This window comes from Enterococcus sp. AZ120 (assembly GCF_050546165.1).
GTDB lineage: Bacteria > Bacillota > Bacilli > Lactobacillales > Enterococcaceae > Enterococcus > Enterococcus faecalis.
Map to the genome: position 1 here is coordinate 1,476,924 of NZ_CP172950.1, position 20,322 is coordinate 1,497,245.

Annotated in this window: 20 protein-coding genes; 2 read left to right on the forward strand and 18 right to left on the reverse strand. The window is 39.4% G+C overall.

The window, feature by feature from the left end; genetic code table 11:
* Positions 1-93: 93 nt before the first annotated feature.
* The 12 genes from purD to IGJ46_RS07225 form a co-directional block, all read right to left on the reverse strand.
* Positions 94-1,341 carry a phosphoribosylamine--glycine ligase gene (gene purD / locus IGJ46_RS07170; RefSeq protein WP_218391125.1) on the reverse strand — a complete coding sequence of 416 codons (1,248 nt, stop codon included), beginning with the start codon at positions 1,339-1,341 and terminating at the stop codon, positions 94-96.
* 18 nt (positions 1,342-1,359) lie between these two features.
* Positions 1,360-2,946 (reverse strand): bifunctional phosphoribosylaminoimidazolecarboxamide formyltransferase/IMP cyclohydrolase, encoded by a 1,587-nt coding sequence (gene purH / locus IGJ46_RS07175; protein WP_375343107.1) that lies wholly within the window; start codon positions 2,944-2,946, stop codon positions 1,360-1,362.
* Complete coding sequence (gene purN, locus IGJ46_RS07180; protein WP_113848484.1) at positions 2,898-3,470, reverse strand: phosphoribosylglycinamide formyltransferase; 573 nt, start codon at positions 3,468-3,470, stop codon at positions 2,898-2,900. Before purN ends, purH begins: the two co-directional genes overlap by 49 nt.
* Entirely contained in the window at positions 3,467-4,498 is a 1,032-nt protein-coding gene (gene purM / locus IGJ46_RS07185) for a phosphoribosylformylglycinamidine cyclo-ligase (protein WP_174113986.1), read from the reverse strand. Before purM ends, purN begins: the two co-directional genes overlap by 4 nt.
* A gap of 1 nt (position 4,499) precedes the next feature.
* A complete protein-coding gene (purF, locus tag IGJ46_RS07190) occupies positions 4,500-5,939 on the reverse strand; it encodes an amidophosphoribosyltransferase (protein WP_430613704.1) in 1,440 nt (479 codons plus the stop codon).
* Positions 5,915-8,134, reverse strand: coding sequence for a phosphoribosylformylglycinamidine synthase subunit PurL (purL, locus tag IGJ46_RS07195; protein ID WP_002394513.1), 2,220 nt, complete (start codon positions 8,132-8,134; stop codon positions 5,915-5,917). Before purL ends, purF begins: the two co-directional genes overlap by 25 nt.
* The gene (purQ, locus tag IGJ46_RS07200; RefSeq protein ID WP_002360136.1) at positions 8,131-8,805 is read right to left on the reverse strand and encodes a phosphoribosylformylglycinamidine synthase subunit PurQ; all 675 of its coding nucleotides are present in this window, start codon (positions 8,803-8,805) and stop codon (positions 8,131-8,133) included. The genes purL and purQ overlap by 4 nt, the downstream gene beginning before the upstream one ends.
* Positions 8,806-9,057 (reverse strand): phosphoribosylformylglycinamidine synthase subunit PurS, encoded by a 252-nt coding sequence (purS, locus tag IGJ46_RS07205; RefSeq protein ID WP_002357271.1) that lies wholly within the window; start codon positions 9,055-9,057, stop codon positions 8,806-8,808.
* A gap of 13 nt (positions 9,058-9,070) precedes the next feature.
* Entirely contained in the window at positions 9,071-9,784 is a 714-nt protein-coding gene (purC, locus tag IGJ46_RS07210) for a phosphoribosylaminoimidazolesuccinocarboxamide synthase (RefSeq protein ID WP_010822912.1), read from the reverse strand.
* A gap of 151 nt (positions 9,785-9,935) precedes the next feature.
* Positions 9,936-11,060: a 5-(carboxyamino)imidazole ribonucleotide synthase gene (gene purK, locus IGJ46_RS07215; protein ID WP_218391132.1), complete on the reverse strand. Its 1,125-nt coding sequence runs from the start codon at positions 11,058-11,060 to the stop codon at positions 9,936-9,938.
* Entirely contained in the window at positions 11,053-11,541 is a 489-nt protein-coding gene (gene purE / locus IGJ46_RS07220) for a 5-(carboxyamino)imidazole ribonucleotide mutase (protein WP_016626990.1), read from the reverse strand. The genes purK and purE overlap by 8 nt, the downstream gene beginning before the upstream one ends.
* A gap of 172 nt (positions 11,542-11,713) precedes the next feature.
* Positions 11,714-12,580: an SPFH domain-containing protein gene (locus tag IGJ46_RS07225; RefSeq protein ID WP_002414013.1), complete on the reverse strand. Its 867-nt coding sequence runs from the start codon at positions 12,578-12,580 to the stop codon at positions 11,714-11,716.
* 149 nt (positions 12,581-12,729) lie between these two features.
* Here IGJ46_RS07225 and IGJ46_RS07230 point away from each other — a divergent pair, with 149 nt between their 5' ends.
* Positions 12,730-13,605, forward strand: a complete 876-nt coding sequence (locus tag IGJ46_RS07230; RefSeq protein ID WP_218391134.1) for an NAD(P)H-hydrate dehydratase — start codon at positions 12,730-12,732, stop codon at positions 13,603-13,605.
* Positions 13,606-13,702: 97 nt separating this feature from the next.
* On the opposite strand, the gene IGJ46_RS07235 is transcribed toward IGJ46_RS07230, so the two are convergent.
* The 4 genes from IGJ46_RS07235 to IGJ46_RS07250 form a co-directional block, all read right to left on the reverse strand.
* A complete protein-coding gene (locus tag IGJ46_RS07235; protein ID WP_218391136.1) occupies positions 13,703-15,343 on the reverse strand; it encodes a peptide ABC transporter substrate-binding protein in 1,641 nt (546 codons plus the stop codon).
* Positions 15,344-15,405: 62 nt separating this feature from the next.
* Complete coding sequence (locus IGJ46_RS07240) at positions 15,406-15,726, reverse strand: cupin domain-containing protein (protein ID WP_002369266.1); 321 nt, start codon at positions 15,724-15,726, stop codon at positions 15,406-15,408.
* Between the two features lie 133 nt (positions 15,727-15,859).
* Positions 15,860-16,879, reverse strand: coding sequence for a branched-chain amino acid aminotransferase (locus tag IGJ46_RS07245; protein WP_002369265.1), 1,020 nt, complete (start codon positions 16,877-16,879; stop codon positions 15,860-15,862).
* A gap of 190 nt (positions 16,880-17,069) precedes the next feature.
* Positions 17,070-17,522: a DUF2188 domain-containing protein gene (locus IGJ46_RS07250; protein ID WP_002369264.1), complete on the reverse strand. Its 453-nt coding sequence runs from the start codon at positions 17,520-17,522 to the stop codon at positions 17,070-17,072.
* Between the two features lie 178 nt (positions 17,523-17,700).
* On the opposite strand from IGJ46_RS07250, the gene IGJ46_RS07255 reads away from it, so the two are divergent.
* Positions 17,701-18,312 carry a lipoprotein gene (locus tag IGJ46_RS07255; protein ID WP_002382413.1) on the forward strand — a complete coding sequence of 204 codons (612 nt, stop codon included), beginning with the start codon at positions 17,701-17,703 and terminating at the stop codon, positions 18,310-18,312.
* Positions 18,313-18,358: 46 nt separating this feature from the next.
* Here IGJ46_RS07255 and IGJ46_RS07260 read toward each other — a convergent pair whose 3' ends face one another.
* A complete protein-coding gene (locus IGJ46_RS07260; protein ID WP_048941176.1) occupies positions 18,359-19,003 on the reverse strand; it encodes a DUF998 domain-containing protein in 645 nt (214 codons plus the stop codon).
* A 120-nt stretch (positions 19,004-19,123) separates the two neighbouring features.
* Positions 19,124-20,278 (reverse strand): AI-2E family transporter, encoded by a 1,155-nt coding sequence (locus tag IGJ46_RS07265; RefSeq protein ID WP_002386882.1) that lies wholly within the window; start codon positions 20,276-20,278, stop codon positions 19,124-19,126.
* Between the last annotated feature and the right edge of the window lie 44 nt (positions 20,279-20,322).

Genomic DNA, 20,322 nt, shown 5'->3' on the forward strand with positions numbered 1-20,322 from the left:
TACTTTCAGTTTATGCCTCCCTATCTGAATTTGCAATAAAAAAAAGACAAGGAAACATTCGATTAAATGTCCTTGCCTCTGTTTTTGAAAATCCTAAATCAAGCCTTTCACGCCTATATCTTTTCGATAATACATTCCAGGAAATGAGTAATTATCCAATGTTTGATAAACTTTTTCGCGGGCTTCTTCAAGAGTCGAAGCAGTTGCTTCTGCTAAAAAGATTCGTCCGCCAGCCGAAACCAGAGTCTGTTCTGAACGAGTTACCCCTGCATAATAGATGGTTTCACCAGACATTTCGGGCAATGGTAGATTTGTCTTGTATTGATTAGGATAGCCTTCTGCTGCTACAACAACACCAACACTCGCTAACTCATTCCATACAATCGTTGGTTGCTCTTTCGCCAACAATGAAGAAATTATTTCTGAAAGGGGACTCTCTAAACGTGCCAACACAACTTGTGTTTCTGGATCCCCAAATCGAGCATTAAATTCAATAACCTTGGGGCCAGTTGCTGTTTGGATTAAACCAGCATATAAAATCCCTTGAAACGGACGTTTTTCAGCCACCATTCCTTTAGCAGTCGGTTTCAGAACTTGGCTAATGGCTTGCTGAACCGCTTCTTCTGGAATCTGAGGCACTGGTGTGTAAGCGCCCATTCCCCCTGTATTCGGACCAGCATCCCCATCGAAAATCCGCTTATGATCTTGAGCAATCACCATCGGATATACCTTCTCATTAGAAACAAAAGCCATTAAGGAAAATTCTTCTCCTTGCAAAAATTCTTCGATTACAACCGTTTGACCGCTTACTCCAAATTGTTGATCCTCCATCATCGCAACTAGCGCCCGTTTTGCGGCTGCTTTTGTTTCGGCAACTACTACTCCTTTTCCAGCTGCCAAACCATCCGCCTTAATAACAATTGGTACTCCTTGCTGTTCAATATATTCTAAGGCAGGTGCCAAACGTCGAAAGACCCGATATTCTGCCGTTGGAATCTGGTATTTTTGCATAAAATCTTTCGCAAAACTTTTTGAACCTTCAATAATTGCAGCTGCTTTTGTCGGGCCAAAAATCAGTAATCCCGCTGCTTGAAAGGCATCTACAATTCCTTCAATTAATGGCGTTTCCGGCCCGACGAATGTCCAATCAATCTGATTATCCTTCGCAAATTGAATTAGTTCCGTTTGCTGCTCTTCACCGATAGGTACAGTCCGAATATTATCACCACTCATACCAGGATTACCTGGTGCACAATAAACAGTCTTGACTTTGTCTTCTCGCTGTAATTTTTTGGCGATTGCATGTTCACGACCACCACGCCCAATCACTAATATATTCATCGGTTTCTCCTTTAAAAATTAATGTTTGAAATGACGAGTCCCAGTAAAAATCATCGCAATACCATAATGATTCGCTAGATCGATTGATGCTTGGTCTTTAATGCTCCCGCCTGGCTGAATAATTGCTTGAATGCCATGTTGTGCAGCATATTCCACGCTATCTGCCATGGGGAAAAAGGCATCACTTGCTAAGACGGCCCCTTGTAATTTTCCAGCTGCTTGGGCTTGATCAACTGCAATTTTTACTGAACCAATTCGATTCATTTGACCAGCTCCAATTCCCACCGTTTGGCTTTCATTGGCTAAAACAATAGCGTTTGATTTTACATGCTTGACTGCTTTCCAAGCAAAGTTCAATGCGTCTCTTTCAGCTGGTGTGGGTTGGCGCTCTGTAACAACTTGCCATGCTTGGTCATTTTCAACAACTGTATCTTGTTCTTGAATTAATAACCCGCCCATAACAGAAACTAATTCCACCGCTTTTTTTTCTTGAGCATGAAAATCTAACGTTAACAAACGAAGATTCTTTTTCTGAGATAACAGTGCCAAAGCTTCTTCCTCAAAACTAGGCGCAATAATTATCTCTAAAAAGATTTGATGCATTTCAGCCGCAGTCGCTTGGTCCACTGGACGATTCAAAACAACAATGCCACCAAAAATTGAAACTGGATCTGCTTCAAATGCCTGACGATAGGCCGCCAAAATCGTTTTTCCTGTTCCAATTCCACATGGATTCATATGTTTAACAGCGACGACCGTAGGTTCTGTAAACTCGCTAGCAATCCGGAGTGCTGCATCAGCATCTCGAATATTGTTATATGACAGTTCTTTGCCATGAAGTTGTCGAGCGGAAGCAACGGATAATGATACAGGTACAACGGATTGATAAAAGGTGGCCTGTTGATGGCTATTTTCACCATAGCGCAATGTTTGCTTGCGTTCATAAGTAAGCGTCTGTTTCTCTGGCTCAGTTTCACCCACTTGCGTCGTCAAATAGTCAGCGATAAGCGCGTCATAAGCAGCGGTATGACGAAAGACTTTTGCTGCTAATCTTTTTCTAGTGGCTAACTGGCTAGTTCCAGTGCTGCTAATTTCACTTAATACCTGTTCATAATCACTAGGATCAACCACTGCTGTTACGTCTTGATAATTTTTTGCCGCTGAACGTAACATGCTAGGACCGCCAATATCAATCATTTCAATCGCTTCTGCTTCAGAGATCGCTGGTTTTAAAATTGTTTCTTTAAATGGATAAAGATTCACTACTACAAGGTCAATAAATTGAATGCCTTGTTCAGTCAGTGCTTTTTGATGCGCTTGGTTTCCCCTTTTTGCCAAAAGTCCGCCATGGATATTCGGATGTAACGTTTTGACACGGCCATCTAACATTTCTGGAAAGCCAGTGATGTCGTCAATAGCAAGTGTCGGTACCCCCGCTTCTTCTAAGACACTCCTTGTACCCCCAGTGGAGATAATTTCAAAACCATTTGCAACTAAGCCTGCTGCAAATGTTGTCACTCCTGTTTTGTCTGAAACGCTAATCAATGCTCTTTTGGTCATTTCATTGTCTCCTTTACAATTTGTGAAATTATTTTTGGGTACCATTCGTGCTCAAGAGCATGAATTTTCTCTGCTAATGTGTCCAATGTATCTTCAGTATCAATCTTGGTGGTTGTTTGGAAAATAATCGGTCCTGTATCAACCCCAGAGTCAACATAATGGATAGTGATTCCTGTTATTTTCACTCCATAATGAAATGCCTCTTCAATTCCGTGAAGACCTGGAAAACTAGGTAACAGAGAAGGATGAATATTGACGATTCTCTTTGGATAAGCCTCCAGTAAAGTCTTGCCGATAATTCTCAAATAACCAGCTAACACGATTAAATCGATCTGATGCTCTTTTAAATGTTTCAATACTTGTTCCTCATATTGCTCACGAGATGAAAAATCAGATGGCGAAAAGCAAACAACGGGAATCTTGCGTTTTTGGGCACGGGTCAATACGTAGGCTTCAGGCTGATCACAAAAGACTAAGCTCAACTGCCCTGCGATTTTTTTCTGGGAAAAAGCTGCAGCAATCGCCTCAAAATTGCTACCATTGCCAGATGCAAAAACAGCTATCTTCATAAGGCTTCCTTAAAAATAACGGCTTTCGTTTTCCTAGGTACCAAACGACCAATTTCAAAAGCTTCTGGCAAAAGCTCCTGAACTTTTTCAACATGCTCTGGACTCACCGCTAAAATCATCCCTAAGCCCATATTGAAAATTTCATACATTTCTTCAGATGGAATTTCACCGTATTTTTGAATCAATTTAAAAATTGGTAGCACTGGCCAACTATTTAATTGAATCTCTGCAGCTAATGCGGAAGAAAACATTCTTGGTAGATTTTCTAAAAACCCGCCGCCAGTAATATGCGCAGCCCCATGCACGAGTCCTGCTTTTAACAATGGCAATAATTCCTTGACGTAAATTTTTGTTGGTGTTAATAATTCTTCCCCTAACGTTTTGGGTGCCAATTCTGGAAGCTTGTCCGTTGTTTTAAACGAATGTTTCTTAAAAAAAACATTTCTTACTAAAGAGTAACCATTAGAATGAAGACCACTTGAAGGAAGACCAATCAAGAAATCGCCTTCTTTTACGTTACTTGGAGTCAAGAGTTGACTTTTCTCAGCAATACCCACGGCAAAACCAGCCACGTCATAAGCATCTGCTTCATACATATCAGGCATTTCAGCTGTTTCGCCCCCAATTAAGGCTGCATTCGCCTCACAACAGCCAGCCGCAACACCCGCAACAATTGCTTCAACTTTAGCTGGGTTAACGGTCCCTAACGCTAAATAATCTAAAAAATATAACGGTTCGGCGCCTTGTGCGACGACATCATTGACACACATTGCTACACAATCAATTCCGATTGTCTCGTGTTTCTGTTCTTCAATTGCCAAGAGTAACTTTGTGCCTACGCCATCCGTTCCTGATACCAAAACTGGTTCTTTAAGCTTGTAACTACTTAAATCAAAACAACCACCAAAACCACCAAGCATGCCCAACGTTCCCGTCCGTTGTGTCTTTTGGCTATGCTTTTGAATTCGTTCCACTACTTCGTATCCCGCCTCAACATTTACGCCAGCTTTTGAATAGGCATTTTCCATGTCAATTCCTCCTAGTTTCTTTTTTCAAGGATGCTTGATATTGTTCTTCATAATCATACAAAGGCGTTGGATAGTCTCCATTAAAGTAAGCCATACACAGCCCAGAATAAGGAGCATCATAATTTAATTGAATCCCATCAATCAGCCCTGCTTCACTCAAAAAAGCCAGCGAATCTGCGCCAATCTGCTCTTTGATCTCTTCAATTGAATAGTTTGCCGCAATTAGTTCGTCCCTCGTCTGTATATCAATGCCATAAAAACACGGATATTTTAATGGCGGTGAAGCAATTCTGACATGAACTTCTTGCGCTTCTGCTTCTTTTAATAAATGAATAATGCGTCGAATAGTGGTCCCGCGAACAATCGAATCATCTACTAAAATGACTTTTTTTCCTTTGACCACGCCACGAACTGCCGATAGTTTCATACGGACACCTTGTTCTCTTAATTCTTGTGTCGGCTGGATGAATGTTCGAGCGACATATTGATTTTTTACTAAACCTAGTTCGTAAGGTATCTGTGCTTCTTCTGCATAGCCGCTAGCTGCAGACAATGACGAGTTTGGTACCCCAATTACCATATCAGCTGCGACTGGACTTTCGATTGCCAAGTTCTTCCCCATCCTTTTACGAGCTGTATGCACATTAACTCCAGCAATATTTGAATCTGGTCGTGCAAAATAAATATATTCCATTGCGCAAATCGCCGGTTGGACTTCCGTAGTGAAAACCTCTATTTTCAAGCCTTCATCAGAAATGATGACTACTTCACCAGGCGCCACATCTTGAATAAAGCGAGCCCCAACTGTTTCTAATGCACACGTTTCGGATGCCACAACGTACGCCCCATTGTTCATTTGTCCGATGGAGAGAGGGCGAAAGCCGTTGGGATCTAGTGCAGCAATCATCATCGTTTCAGTTAATAAAAGATAAGCAAAGCCCCCCTTAACCAAATTCAAGCTCTCTTTTAGTTTATCGAGAAACGAGGCAGCAGTGCTTTTTCGAATCAAGTGCATTAAAATTTCAGTGTCTGAATTGGAATGAAAAATAGCGCCTTCTCTTTCTAGTTGTTTTCGTAAACGCTTGGCATTTGTCAAATTGCCATTGTGTGCTAACCCAATTTGACTATCATAAAATTTAAATAAAAATGGCTGAATATTATCCACGCTACCCGTACCAGCGGTTGCATAGCGTACATGACCAATAGCCGCCGTTCCTTCTAACGCATTCAGTTGTTCTTGCTTTTGGAATACTTCTGCTAACAAACCTAAATCACGGTGGCCATCTAATTTCCCAGAATTGTTCGCCACAATTCCCGCGCATTCTTGGCCTCGATGCTGCAAGCTGTGTAAACCAAAATAGGTCACTTGTGCCGCATCAGGATGACCCCAAATACCAAAAATACCACACTCTTCATTTAAGCTTTTTGCTTCATAAGACATGGAATCGCATCCTCCCATAAGGCTTTGGCTTCTTTTGTTGAACAATTGATCACATCATCTAACGCATGAATGACCAAACCAGTTTCAGTCACTTTCCCAATATGTTGAGCTTTTCTTCCGATAAGTGTTTCAAATGCTTCTTGATGCTGGGGACTAACTGAAAGAATAAAACGGGATTGCGTCTCCGCAAATAGATATTCTTTTTTTAATGGCAGTGTCACCTGTAACCCCAGTTCGTTAGCAAAAGCCGACTCGGCTAAAGCAACGGCAACGCCGCCTTCAGCGCAATCATGCGCGCTAGCAACTAGGCCTGCTTGAATTGCTTTTAAAACTAATTCTTGGTTTGCTTTTTCCTCTTTTAAATCAAATGAGCGTAATTGCCCTTCAATTCGACCCAGTTGCATTTTTTGAATTTCTGAGCCGTTAAAATCTGCGTGGGTTTCACCGATGAGATAAATTAAGTCATCCACTTGTTTTAACGCTTGTGTGGTAATTTGTGAAACATCTTCAATCACGCCCACCATGCCGATCATTGGCGTTGGATAAATGGCTTGACCATCTGTTTCATTGTAAAGAGAGACGTTCCCTGAAATCACGGGTGTTCCTAGCTGACGGCAGGCTGCGGCGATTCCATCCGCTGACGTCCATAATTCCCAAAAACTTTCTGGTTTATCAGGGGAACCATAATTCAAACAATCAGTGATAGCCAAAGGTTGTGCTCCACTTGCTACAATATTACGGGCTGCTTCTGCAACCGCAATTTGCCCACCTATTTCAGGATTTAAATACAAATAACGGCTATTACAATCTGTCGTCATCGCTAAGGCTTTATTGGTGCCCCGCACTCTTAAAACAGCTGCATCACTTCCTGGTTGCACCACTGTATTCGTTTGTACTTGACTATCATAGGTTTCGTAAACTGATTTTTTTGATGCAATCGTTGGCTGTTGCAATAGGCGTTTTAATAATTCCGTGCTATTCGTAATTTCTGGAATGAAGGGCGCTAATTTTTTAAAAGCACGCATCCGCTCTGGTTCTTGATAGGCTTTCTGGTAGACAGGGGCTTCTTCTGCCAAAGCATCTACTGGTACATCTGCGACTATTTTGCCACCGTGAAAGACACGATACTGTCCATCATCTGTTACGGATCCAATCGCTACCGCTTCTAAGTCATACGTTTGAAACAATTCACAAACTTGCTGTTCTGCTCCTTTTTCCACACAGATTAACATCCGTTCTTGGGACTCAGACAAGAGCATTTCATAGGGGCTCATCAGCGTCTCTCTCTGCGGAACTTTATCCAGCTCTAGAATCAAGCCTGAACCTGCTTTTGATGCCATTTCAGCACTTGAAGAAACCAAGCCAGCCGCCCCCATATCTTGGATGCCGATTAAAATATCTTGATGATTTTTGATTAAATCAAGACAAGCTTCCAATAATAATTTTTCCATAAACGGATCACCTACTTGTACTGCAGATCGTTGCTGTTCTTCACCTTCACTAAATTCTTCTGAAGCAAAGGTCGCACCATGAATTCCATCACGTCCTGTTTTCGCACCTACGTAAAGAATGCTATTTCCGACGCCTTTTGCTTGGCCTTTTTGAATCTCATCATGACGAATCAATCCCACACACATAGCATTGACAAGTGGGTTTCCTTGATAACATGGCTCAAAAGCAATTTCGCCGCCAACGGTTGGAATACCAATACAATTTCCATAACCGCTAATCCCCGCCACAACTTCTTGAAACAAATAACGTGTTCGTGCATCCGTCAGTTCGCCAAATCTTAACGAATCCAGTAAAGCAATCGGCCGCGCCCCCATACTGAAAATATCGCGAATAATTCCACCAACGCCTGTAGCTGCTCCTTCGTAAGGTTCTACTGCAGAAGGATGATTATGGCTCTCTGCTTTAAAAACAACAGCTAATCCGTCACCAATATCGACAATCCCAGCTCCTTCACCAGGGCCTTGAAGCACTTGTGGCCCTTCCGTCGGAAACTTTTTTAAAACGGGCTTGGAATTTTTGTAAGAGCAATGTTCACTCCACATCACGGAGAATAAGCCAGTTTCTGTATAATTAGGTTCTCTTTGCAAAATGGTCTCAATCTGATGATATTCTTCATCTGTTAGTCCCCATTCTGCATACAACCGTGTCTCCTTGATTTCTTTTGGTGTTGGTTCATTCATCATTGGCTTAATTCCTTTCCAAAGTTTTTAATGATTGAAGCAAAAAAGCTGCGTCCATCTGTTGAACCTAACAATTCTTCTATCGCTCGTTCCGGATGAGGCATCATTCCTAGAACATTGCCCTGTTCATTACAAATACCAGCAATATTCTCAAGACTACCGTTCACCTTTTCTTGATACGTAAAAACAATTTGGTTCTTTTCTTTCAGCTCTTTCAACGTTTTTTCATCACAATAGTAATTCCCTTCGCCATGCGCTACTGGTAAATGTATCGAAACATTTTCAGGATACTCGCTTGTAAACTTTGTGTGCGTATTCACTTTCAATGGGACACTTTTACAAATAAAACGAAGCGAATCATTTCTTAGCAACGTGCCAGGAAGTAAGCCAATTTCTGTTAAAATTTGAAAGCCATTACAAGTACCAAAAACCATTTTGCCTTCTGTAGCAAAGCGAATCACCTCATTGATAATTGGCGAAAACCGAGCAATTGCACCACAACGTAAGTAATCGCCATAAGAAAAACCACCAGGCAACAATACGCCATCAAATTTTGCTAAAGAAGTGGCATCGTGTCGGACAAATTCTGCATCGACGCCCATCACCTCTTTGACAGCCCACAATAAGTCTGCATCACAATTAGATCCTGGAAAAACAATCACTGCCAATTTCATTTAAATTTCCTCCAAAGATAAAATTTCAAAACGATAGGATTCCATATTTACATTGGCTAATAGTTGATCACAAATTTGTTCAATTTTCTCTTCAATTGCTTCTGTCTGCTGGACGTGCATTTCAAAATACTTACCGACACGGATTTCGGCTACTTCTGTAAAACCAAGCCGATGGACTGCTTCCTTAACCGCTTCACCTTGGGGATCCAAAATTGATTCTTTATACGTAACATAGACTTTGACAAAATACATACGCGCTTCCTCCTCAATTAGCTGTTAGTAAACGTTGTAAAACTTCTTCATATACAGGAACTATTTCTCCTAATTCACGGCGATAAACATCTTTATCCAGATGTTCGTTTGTGTTTAAATCCCATAGACGACAGGTGTCTGGAGAAATTTCATCTGCCAGTAACAATTGATTGGCCTTCGTCCGACCAATCTCGATTTTAAAATCGATCAAACAAATATTGAGGCGTTGAAAGAGTTGACTGAGCGCCTGATTAATTTGTAAAGCCAATGCTTTAATCTCCACAATTTCAGCAGGAGTGGCTACTTTTAGAAATTGAATATGGTCTTCGTTAATAAAAGGATCATCCAGACGATCTTCTTTGTAATAAAATTCAATAATGGGCGTCACTAATTTAGTGCCCTCTTCAATCGCTAAACGCTTTGAAAAACTTCCTGCCGCATAATTACGTACGACAACTTCCAAAGGAATCATTTCTACGGCCTGAATTAATTGTTCGTGTTCAGATACTTTTTTGATAAAATGATTGGGAATCTTCTGTTGCTGTAAATGTTCAAAAATTAGACTAGTGATTTGATTATTTAAAGCGCCTTTCCCAAGAACTTTATCTTTTCTTTGACCGTTTAAAGCTGTTGCTTGATCAAGATATTCCACAAAAAGAACCGCTGCATTTTCTGTTTGATACAACTTCTTCGCTTTTCCTGTATACACAAGTGCTTTCTTTTCCATTCTTTCCCTCTTCTCGTTAGCTTCATGAACCCTATTCTTTCTAACTCAGCTGATTTACATCAGATAAAGACTTACATTAGTTGCAAAAAAACAATAATCGTTCGTGTTTGTCGAATGTAAAAATAAAAAACTTGCTTGGAGCAAGCATTTATTAAGTTACATTCCAAATACCAACAGTCTCAATTTCCTTTAACGTTTCTGATAAACAAGGTGTTGTAATGGTGACGTGGCCCATTTTTCTGCCAACTTTTGATTCGGCTTTTCCATAGTAATGGACTTGCCAAGTGGGTTTTGACGTGCATAACTGGTAGCTTTTTTCTAAGTGTTCACCTAAGAGATTCACCATAACCACTGGTTGAAGTAACTGGGGTAACCCAATGCCCCAATTGCTAATCCCTCGAATATGCGCATCAAATTGACTAAATGAGCAAGCTTCAATAGAGTAATGACCTGAGTTATGAGGCCGTGGCGCTAATTCATTGACGTACAACTCTTCTGAATCCGTTAAAAACAGTTCGATAGCTAAAACCCCAGATAAATTTAATTCCTCAGCAATGTGTTGCGCCAATTCCGCTGCTTTTTGTTGCACATTCTCAGAAATTCGAGCGGGCACAATTGATTCATGCAAGATATTCTTTCGATGAATGTTTTCAGATACAGGAAAGCTTTGGTAACCATGCTTATTCCCTGCAACGATGATTGAAAGTTCTTTAGTGAAAGGCACCCACTTTTCTAATTCACAAGTGGCGTTAGCTAATAATTTAGTCGCTTGGGAGAAATCCTCTTCGCATTTTAAGACGACCTGTCCTTTTCCATCGTATCCACCTTGAATAGTTTTTAAGACACATGGAAAACCAATCTTTTCTGTTGCTTGTGGCAGCTCTTTCTGACTTTTCACTTCCGCAAAAGAGGCAATCTTACAGCCAATCGATTGAAGAAACGTTTTTTCAAGCAATCGATTTTGAGTAATTTTTAACAATCCTGTTCCTTGTGGCAGCTTTTCTAGTGGAATGGCCTTTTCTAGGGAGGCCACTTCAATATTTTCAAATTCATAGGTGATCACATCGCATAACTCTGCTAGTTCAGTTAAAGCAGATATCTGATCAAAGGCTGCCACAATTTGACGGTCAGCTACTTGACCAGCTGGACTATTGAGCGTTGGGTCCAACACAATCATTTGGAAACCCATTTTTTTACCACTCATGACTAGCATTCGCCCTAACTGTCCCCCACCTATAATGCCAATAGTTGCTCCGACTTTTAAAGGTTTATTCAAGTTGTTCCCCACTTTCCATAACCGCTTTTTCCAATGATTGTCGTCTTGCTTGGATTCTTTCTGCTAACTGTAAATCATCAATACTTAGTATTTCTGCAGCTAATAACCCAGCATTGGTAGCACCTGCTGAGCCAATCGCAGTTGTTGCTACAGGAACTCCCCCTGGCATCTGCACAATAGACAACAGTGAATCAATACCGTTTAATGTTCGTGTTTTAACTGGAACACCAATGACAGGTAAGGTTGTCTTTGCAGCTACCATCCCTGGTAAATGGGCCGCTCCACCAGCGCCAGCGATAATAACCTTCAATCCTTTTGTTCGTGATTCCTCTGCAAAACGAAACATCAAATCAGGGGTTCTATGTGCTGATATCACTCGTTTTTCATAAGGAATTCCCAACTCATCCAACACAAGACAAGCAGCTTTCATCGTTGCCCAGTCTGAGGTACTTCCCATAATCACAGCGACTAATGGTTTCATGAATGTAATAACTCCTTCCGCCTTTTTTCACTGTTATTCTAACAATGAGAAAAAGAGATGTCAAAGAAAAACCGAAATATTATAGATTAAAATTATATAATGTTCGTGTTTATCAAAAAAGAGTCATCGGAAAGATGACTCTTTTTTTGCTATTTTTAGCGTTGCTTCCTCTTTAAGAAGAAACGTCGCCTGTATTAATAACTGGTTGTGTGCCCTTATCAGTAATGATTGAGACTAGTAAATTATTAATAAGTTGTACTTTTCGTTCATCGGTAAAATTAATTTCTTGCCCTTCTTCAATCTGTTCTAAGGCCATTTGTGTCATGCTTACCGCACCTTCAACAATTGTTTGTCGAGCCGCTAAGATTGCTTTTGCTTGCTGTCTTTGCAACATGGAGCTAGCTATTTCAGTTGCATAAGCTAAATGATTCAACCGTGTTTCGATAACCTCTACACCAGCCACTGCTAAGCGTTCTTGCAATTCTTTGGTTAACTCCTCGGAAATTTGTTCGGTATTTCCTCGCAGAGTTACATCATTATCTGAAAAAGTGTCATAAGGATATTGTGTTGCTACATGCCGGATTGCCGTTTCGCTTTGAATTTCCACAAAGTCTTGATAATAATCGACATTAAATAACGCCTTAGCTGTATCGACTACCCGAAAAACAATGACCGCAGAGATTTCGATTGGATTCCCGTCAGAGTCATTGACTTTTAATAGAGAACTATTGAAATTTCGCACTTTCAAAGAAATGTTCATTTTTTGCGTAAATGGAATGGTAATAAACAACCCATTTTCTTTAATCGTACCTAAGTAGCGACCAAAAAATAAAATAGCTTTCGCCTGATTGGGACCAACAATGGTTAAGGAACTTAAAAATAAAATAGCCCCAATTAACAAAATAATACCTAAAACAACAAGAACACCATTGGTATGACTTGCTCCATAAATAAATAGACCAATTCCCGCAATTAAAATAACTAATAAGCTCGCAATTCCTACGTAGCCACTCATATAAAATGTTTTTTTCTCTTCCATCTGTTTCACTCTCCTAACTCATTTATCTGGTCCTTATTATACACCTCATTGCCTTCAATAGAGTAACTTTTAACATTAAATAAACTGATTTTTTCGGGGCTCTTGTAGTATACTGAGAACAAAGAAATCCCAAGAAAAGGAGTGATAGAATGCGCTATTTAAGCAAGGACATTTTAGAGGAAGTCATCACTCAACGCCCCTCTGACTCTTATAAAAGTAATTTTGGGCGTGTTGTATTAATCGGAGGAAACCGTCAATATGGCGGAGCCATCATCATGAGTACCGAAGCGTGTATCAATAGTGGCGCTGGTCTCACCACTGTGATTACTGATGTTAAAAATCACGGGCCTTTACATGCAAGATGCCCAGAAGCCATGGTCGTGGGCTTTGAAGAAACAGTTTTTCTGACGGACGTCGTAGAACAAGCGGAGGTTATTTTAATTGGTCCAGGTTTAGGCTTAGATGCTACTGCACAACAAATATTAAAGATGGTACTCATCCAACATCAAAAACAACAATGGTTAATTATCGATGGCTCAGCAATTACCCTGTTTAGCCAAGGCAATTTTTCCCTTACCTATCCTGAAAAAGTTGTTTTCACACCTCATCAAATGGAATGGCAACGTTTGAGTCACTTACCTATTGAGCAACAAACACTGGCAAATAACCAGCGCCAACAAGCAAAATTAGGCAGTACGATTGTTTTAAAAAGTCATCGCACCACAATTTTCCACGCAGGAGAACCTTTTCAAAATACAGGCGGCAACCCTGGTATGGCTACTGGCGGAACTGGGGATACCTTGGCCGGCATCATTGCTGGTTTTTTGGCTCAGTTTAAGCCGACAATTGAAACCATTGCTAGCGCCGTTTACTTACACAGTCTCATTGGTGATGATTTGGCCAAAACCGACTATGTTGTTTTACCAACGAAGATTAGTCAAGCCTTGCCGACATATATGAAAAAATATGCCCAGCCACACACTGCACCTGATTCTGAACTATTAGAACAGAAGCGTTCGAGATAAAACCCGAAAAGGCTAAATGGTGACAAATTTTGGGTTAAAAAGCAGGATTTAAGCCTGGGCCGAAAATCAAAAGCGATTTTCAGCCCAGGCTCTCTTTTTATTTTTCCTTATAAACATTTTTTAACGTTAATGGAGCGCCAAAGGTATGAAAATTCAAGCCTTTGACTTTATCATTTTGCAGGACTGTTTGTTCATTTTGGCTAAGTGGAATCATGCCAGCAGTCGTTTCAATCACTTCTTTTTCAGCTGCAATCAGTGTCGCCCATCTTTTTTCTGGCTCTAAGGCATAGGTTGTGGCTGCTTCATCTAATAATTTGTCATAGACAGGGTTCTGATAATTGCGATCATTACCCTTGTATAAAGTCATCAGGGTAGAAATAGGATCTTGATAGTCTGGTGTCCAGTAAATTAAGAATAAATCATAGTCACTTTCTCGCCCAAAGTTCAATGCAGCTTCGGTCGGCAATGCGGTTAGCTCTATTGTCAAACCAGGAAACAGTTCTTGTAGCGAGCCTTGCAAACTTTCACCAATTTTTTTGTAAGAACCATCATCTGTTACCATCAATTCAACGTTAACCTTTTCTCCTAATTCTGCTTGTGCTTTTTTCCAATAACTTTGCGCTTTTTCTTTGTTATAAACCATTAAATTACCTGCTTCTTGACGAAAATCGAGGCCCGTTGTGGGATTCGCCACAAAGCCTTCCGTAACCGCACCATGTAGCGCTTTAGAACCATCTGCAATAATATTATTGACTAGATTTTCTTTATCTATGCCTAAAGCCAACGCTTTACGCAGGTTTTCGTTTGCAAGCGGCGTTGCTTGCCCTTTCCGTTTTTGATTTAAGCGCAAATAGTTCATTGTCGCTGTTGGGTACGAATGATACAACGTATTATTTTTATTCTGTTGCGCCAATTCACCACTTAGTGTAGCCACATCTAATTGTCCATCTTCAAAAAGATTCAATGCGGTAGATGTTTCTTTGATAACCGTATAATTGATAATGTCTGAGCGCACGTTCTGGTGATCCCAATAGCGATTATTTTTTGCTAGTTGCCAGTCCATCTTTGTTTGCTGCCAATCTTTTACCACGAACGGACCATTATAGACGACTTTATCACTAGCAGTTCCATAGTCCGCACCAAATTGTTCGACTACTTTTTGATTTTGCGGGAAAAATGTCGGAAAAGCTAACAAGGACGTAAAGTAGGGTTTTGGCTCTTTGAGCGTCACCTTTAATGTATAATCATCCACAGCTGTGACACCTAGTTCATTGGGTGCTAATTTCCCAGCTGAGATTTCTGCACCATTTTGAATTGTTTCAACGATGAGGAAACTATAGACAAAGCCGTTTTTAGGATCAATCATTTTTTTCCAAGCATATTCAAAATCATGTGCTGTGACAGGATCATCGTTACTCCAAACCGCTTCTTTTCTCAAAGAAATCGTGTAAGTTTTTCCATCTTCTGAAATCGTCGGCAATGCTTTTGCTACGGCTGGTACCAATTGGTCTTGTTCATCTAAACTATATAACCCTTCAAACGCTGCAGTTTGGACAATAGCATCTGGAAAATCCAATAATACAGAGGTGTTGAGCGTTGTTAATTCCGAGGGTGACATCAGTTGAACGGCTTCTTTGGTATTTTTCTGTTTCTTTTTATTTTCATTTTTATTGGTACACCCAGCTAAAAATCCTACCAATAAAATACAAACCATTGTGATTTTTAAATACTTTTTCATCTTCTTTCTCCTATAACTCTTCATTTTTTTATGCTCTTACTTACAGAAAGACAGCTCCCCTTTTATTTTGTCCTTTCCACAAGCATCCAGACAACGACCGCTGGCTCCAACCCATTATTATAATTAATGTGCCCCTCACCAGCTTCAATTAATTGGGCTTGTCCAGCTTTTCCAACTAAGTCTTGACCATCTTCTAAAATCGTATGTGCTTCGCCAGAAATCACATAAGAATATTCATCCTGTTCATGGCGAGCATATCCAGCTAAAGGCCGTTTTTCACCAGGTTGTAATGTAATAATGCCCATTTGAACTTGTGCATTTGGTTGGTTTTCTTTATCAAAAAAAATCGTCATTTCTTCTGATTCTGCTGATTTAATAAGCAATAGCTTCCCCTCCTTTTTTAAATCTTGTATCTTCCATTATTCCTTTAAATAGAATCAAAGTCAATCTTTTTATAGAAAATTCTGAATATTCTACACAAAAAAAGAGAGCATGAATTCTCTCTCTTTTGTCTCTTTAAACTTTTACAATCCAGCCTTCTGGCGCTTCTTTGTCACCAAACTGTATGCCAACCAGTTCATCATATAGTTGCTTAGTCACTGGTCCAACTTCCGTTTCACTATAAAATACATGGAAATCTGTGCCGTTTTGAATCCCACCAATAGGAGAAATAATCGCCGCTGTGCCACAAGCACCCGCTTCGGAGAAGTCCGCTAATCGATCAATGTAAACGTCTCCTTCAAGCGCCGTCATCCCTAAACGTTCTTTTGCTAGCGTCAATAATGAATATTTAGTAATACTTGGCAAAATAGACGCTGATTTCGGCGTAATAAAAGTACCATCTTTGGTTATGCCAAAGAAATTGGCTGCACCAACTTCTTCAATTTTCGTATGCGTATACGGATCTAAATAAATGCAATCACTAAATTCTTTCTCATGTGCTTCTGCACCTGGTAAAAGACTAGCTGCATAATTGCCCCCCACTTTAGCGGCCCCAGTTCCTCGACCCGCTGCTCGATCATATTCAGAAACGATAAAGTTGGTTGGTGCTAAACCATTTTTAAAATACGAACCAACCGGCACGCAAAAAATAGAAAAAATGTATTCTTTGGCAGGTGCTACGCCAATATTATCGCCGACACCAATCATATAAGGGCGAAGATACAACGTACCGCCCGTTCCATATGGCGGTAAATAAGCAAGGTTGGCTTTCACCACTTCTTGGCATGCAGAAACAAAGGTTTCTACTGGCACTTGTGGCATCAGTAGACGCGCACAACTTTTTTGTAGCCGTTTGGCATTTTCATCTGGACGAAACAAATTGACAGAACCATCTGCACATTGATACGCTTTTAATCCTTCAAAACATTGTTGGCCATAATGTAGAGCAGGCGAACCTTCACTAATCGTTAACTGATTGTTATCTGTTAGCGTGCCTTCTTCCCACTTGCCATCTCGCCAATAACTAATATAACGAAAGGGCGTTTTAATGTAAGAAAATCCTAAATTATTCCAATCAAGATTGGCTTTTTCCATTGTCGTAGCACCTCAATTATTTTGATTTTTTATCTTAATTAGTGTAATTGTACCCACCAAAAACTAGAAAAGCAAGTCTTATTCTCATTCTTAACTTTTGTTATTTTTTCTTACTTGTCCATTTCTCCCTCGCAAAAAAACCTTGATAACCGTTTCTTGAATTGCAACGGAATATCAAGGTTTCGAAAAATTATTCAGTATACTCTTTGGTTTCTTGTAACGTACCATCTTGCTTATAGATTTTCAGCTTTGTTTGCTTATTCCGAGCAATTTCTTGGGCTCGTTCAATCGCCTCTTGTTTGTGGGTAAATGTATTACTTGCTTTTTCAGCGCTGTCTGAAATCACCAACCATTGGCCGTCTTTATATTTAACGTTGACAGCCGCCGTTAATAATTTTCCCGCATGTTTATCCTGTTTATGCGAATCTTGTTTCGTAGGATTTGCTTCTTGTTCAAATGCCTTTTTGTCTGCTGCACTTGCCTCTTGATACCATTTCTCCGCTTGACTAATCGCAATTGGAATGGCGCGATCATCAGGGTAGCCATCCGCAAGCAACGCATTGCCAATATCTATCGCTTTTTTCCGAATCAAAGGTGCTAAATTTTTCATTGATGTAGGATAATCATTCATATTCCAAGGCATCAAAATCTCCTCCTTAAATTCTGTCTATTACTAGCTTACTACAGAAAAGGAACATTTGAAAAAGAAATGATTACTTTGAATATTTCCTGAACCTTCTTGAGAGAATAAGCCTAATTTCCCATTAGCCAAACTTCTCAATCTTTGAGTGTATGATTACTCATTTCCCTTTGAATCAGTTATGATAAAGGAAGAAATAAATAAATTTTTTGGAGGGATTTTCATGAAAATGTCTAAAGTACTCACCACTGTTTTGACGGCAACTGCTGCTCTTGTGTTGCTTAGTGCTTGTTCATCTGATAAAAAAACAGATAGTAGTTCTAGTAGCAAAGAAACAGCTAATTCAAGTACAGAAGTAGTCTCTGGTGCTTCAATTAGTGCCAAGCCTGAAGAGCTCGAAATGGCGTTAAGTGATAAAGGAAATTGGATTGTCGCAGCTACTGACAATGTCACTTTTGATAAAGAGGTAACAGTTGCTGGTACTTTCCATGATAAGGGGAAAGATTCCAACGATGTCTATCGTAAATTAGCACTTTATTCCCAAGATGATAATAAAAAAGTAACTGCTGAATATGAAATCACGGTTCCTAAGCTAATCGTTTCTTCTGAAAATTTCAACATCGTTCACGGGACTGTCAAAGGTGATATTGAGGTGAAAGCAAATGGCTTTACTTTAAATGGTACCAAAGTTAATGGCAATATTACTTTTGATAAACAAGAATACAAAGATTCTGCTGACTTAGAAAAAGATGGTGCCACTGTTACTGGTGAAGTCACCGTAGCCAATAATTAAGTTATTACCAGACAATTTTAACTAGTAAAAAACCAATGACAAATGTTCAATCAAATTTGTCATTGGTTTTAGTTTGTAAACACAGTGCCAGCATTGGTAGATAATTACAAAATGAACTCACTCTTTGCCATAAACCTAAATAATTAAATGGTTTTACCTGTTGTAGCTGTGGAATCCTTGCTAAGCCATATAAGCTGGCTGCAAGCATACATAAAATAAACAAAAAGCCAAAAAGTTTTTTATTTTTTTGCGAACCGTATTTACTATAGATAATGGTTAAGACGCCTGATAACAACAAAAAGCCTGTATAACCGACTGCTGATCCTCCGTTATGAAGCGCGGCAGCAACTGTGCCAGCGGTTGAAGTGTCTACGCTGAAGAGCCCACTGAAAATACAATCAAATAAACCATAAGCGCCAATCATTGCCACTACTAACCAAGCACCTTTTTTCGTTTTTCTGGAAAAAATAGCATATATCCTAGGTAAACTTGCTAACATCAACATTCCCGCAATGATAGTTAACCGATTAAAGTTTTCCCTAACTGGACTATTCACATCACCTAATAAGCTAATTACTTCTGTCAATTGATTGTAACCTTGATCTTTGAATCCGACATAATAAGGTGTAAAAAAATCAAGTAAGACCCCTAAAACTAAAAAATAGCCGCCATATTTTTTTAAAAACTGCATTTATTCACCTCAATTTTGATTTTCTATTTACTTTAAGTATAGCATATCAAAAATTCCAAATAATGAAACTTTCTTTCTCACTAAAAAACTTTTCGTCAACGCGAGACGAAAAGTTTTACTTTAGGATTCAATAGAATCTACAATCTTATCATTTTCTTTTGATTCATTTAGCCACTCCGAGACAATAATTTTAATGATTGCAGCAACAGGAACTGCTAAAAACATCCCTAAGACGCCGAAGTACGCTCCCCCAATCGTAATTGAAACAATAATTAAAATCGGATTGACATTTAGGGCATCTCCCATAATTCGAGGACCAATAATATTGCCGTCAATTTGTTGTAAAATTAATAAAACTAGTAACACCGTAATTGCTTGAGTAACACCACCTGTGAAAAGCGTAATCACACCAGCAACAATTGACGCAAAAATCGAACCAAAATAAGGAATCATATTACAAATACCTAATAAAATCCCCAAAGTCACAGCAAATTTCACATTCAAAATACTTAACAAAATCGTTGATGAAACGCCAATTATACAGGCATCAAGAAATTGGCAGCTGATAAATTTATAGAAAATTTTATTCGTTGTATTTAACCAGGTTTGTGTTTGCTTGTACACTTTTTCAGACAGCAATTTGTGGGCAGCCTTTTCAACAAATGTCAAAATAGATTGCTTAAATACCAGCGCATAGATTGAGATAATCAACGTTAAAAATGCATTTAAAAAGAATGAGGAAACATTTTTAGTCAACGTTCCTAATGAAAATAACGCTTGTGTCCATTGATTTAAAAAACGTTCCGGCGACAAATCTTTAAGGACACTATTTAAATATTTTTCAATCGCGGCTGTTTTTAAAATCCCTTTATCTTCTAAACTCATCACAAACTGAACCATGTGATCATAAAAAGTGGGTAAAGAGTTTGCTAAATCTACTAAATTACTAATGAGTAGCGGAACGATGTAGTTTAATGTCAAGACAAAAATAAACAAAATAATCAGGTACAAAAGGAGTACGCTCAAGCCGTGTTTCGCTTTTTTAACGACTGGTAAAGGAACTCTTTCTAGTAATCCCTCGATTTTTTTCTGACTTCCACTCAATAAATAAGCAATCACGAACCCAGTAATGAATGGGGATAAGATGCCTAACAAACCCGAAACGCTATGGACAAAGTGCTGATAATTCGTGATTAATAAATAGCCAACAATCAGCGCCATTACAAATAAAAAGCGGACAACCCAGTAATTCCAATCAACATTGTATTTCTTCAATCACTTCACCTCTAAATAAATTATGCCTATCATTGTAATTGTAA

Coding starts and splice junctions, on each gene's coding strand:
- IGJ46_RS07225 (WP_002414013.1), bottom strand. CDS start 12,580: ATGGAAGAGAAAAAAACATTTTATATGAGTGGCTACGTAGGAATTGCG.
- purF (WP_430613704.1), bottom strand. CDS start 5,939: ATGTCTTATGAAGCAAAAAGCTTAAATGAAGAGTGTGGTATTTTTGGT.
- purS (WP_002357271.1), bottom strand. CDS start 9,057: ATGTATTTTGTCAAAGTCTATGTTACGTATAAAGAATCAATTTTGGAT.
- purH (WP_375343107.1), bottom strand. CDS start 2,946: ATGGTACCCAAAAATAATTTCACAAATTGTAAAGGAGACAATGAAATG.
- IGJ46_RS07235 (WP_218391136.1), bottom strand. CDS start 15,343: ATGAAAAAGTATTTAAAAATCACAATGGTTTGTATTTTATTGGTAGGA.
- purQ (WP_002360136.1), bottom strand. CDS start 8,805: ATGAAATTGGCAGTGATTGTTTTTCCAGGATCTAATTGTGATGCAGAC.
- purD (WP_218391125.1), bottom strand. CDS start 1,341: ATGAATATATTAGTGATTGGGCGTGGTGGTCGTGAACATGCAATCGCC.
- purN (WP_113848484.1), bottom strand. CDS start 3,470: ATGAAGATAGCTGTTTTTGCATCTGGCAATGGTAGCAATTTTGAGGCG.
- IGJ46_RS07255 (WP_002382413.1), top strand. CDS start 17,701: ATGATAAAGGAAGAAATAAATAAATTTTTTGGAGGGATTTTCATGAAA.
- IGJ46_RS07260 (WP_048941176.1), bottom strand. CDS start 19,003: ATGCAGTTTTTAAAAAAATATGGCGGCTATTTTTTAGTTTTAGGGGTC.
- purL (WP_002394513.1), bottom strand. CDS start 8,134: ATGATGAATGAACCAACACCAAAAGAAATCAAGGAGACACGGTTGTAT.
- IGJ46_RS07230 (WP_218391134.1), top strand. CDS start 12,730: ATGCGCTATTTAAGCAAGGACATTTTAGAGGAAGTCATCACTCAACGC.
- IGJ46_RS07245 (WP_002369265.1), bottom strand. CDS start 16,879: ATGGAAAAAGCCAATCTTGATTGGAATAATTTAGGATTTTCTTACATT.
- purE (WP_016626990.1), bottom strand. CDS start 11,541: ATGAAACCATTAGTCGCTGTGATTATGGGAAGTACCTCAGACTGGGCA.
- purC (WP_010822912.1), bottom strand. CDS start 9,784: ATGGAAAAGAAAGCACTTGTGTATACAGGAAAAGCGAAGAAGTTGTAT.
- purM (WP_174113986.1), bottom strand. CDS start 4,498: ATGGAAAATGCCTATTCAAAAGCTGGCGTAAATGTTGAGGCGGGATAC.
- IGJ46_RS07250 (WP_002369264.1), bottom strand. CDS start 17,522: ATGCCTTGGAATATGAATGATTATCCTACATCAATGAAAAATTTAGCA.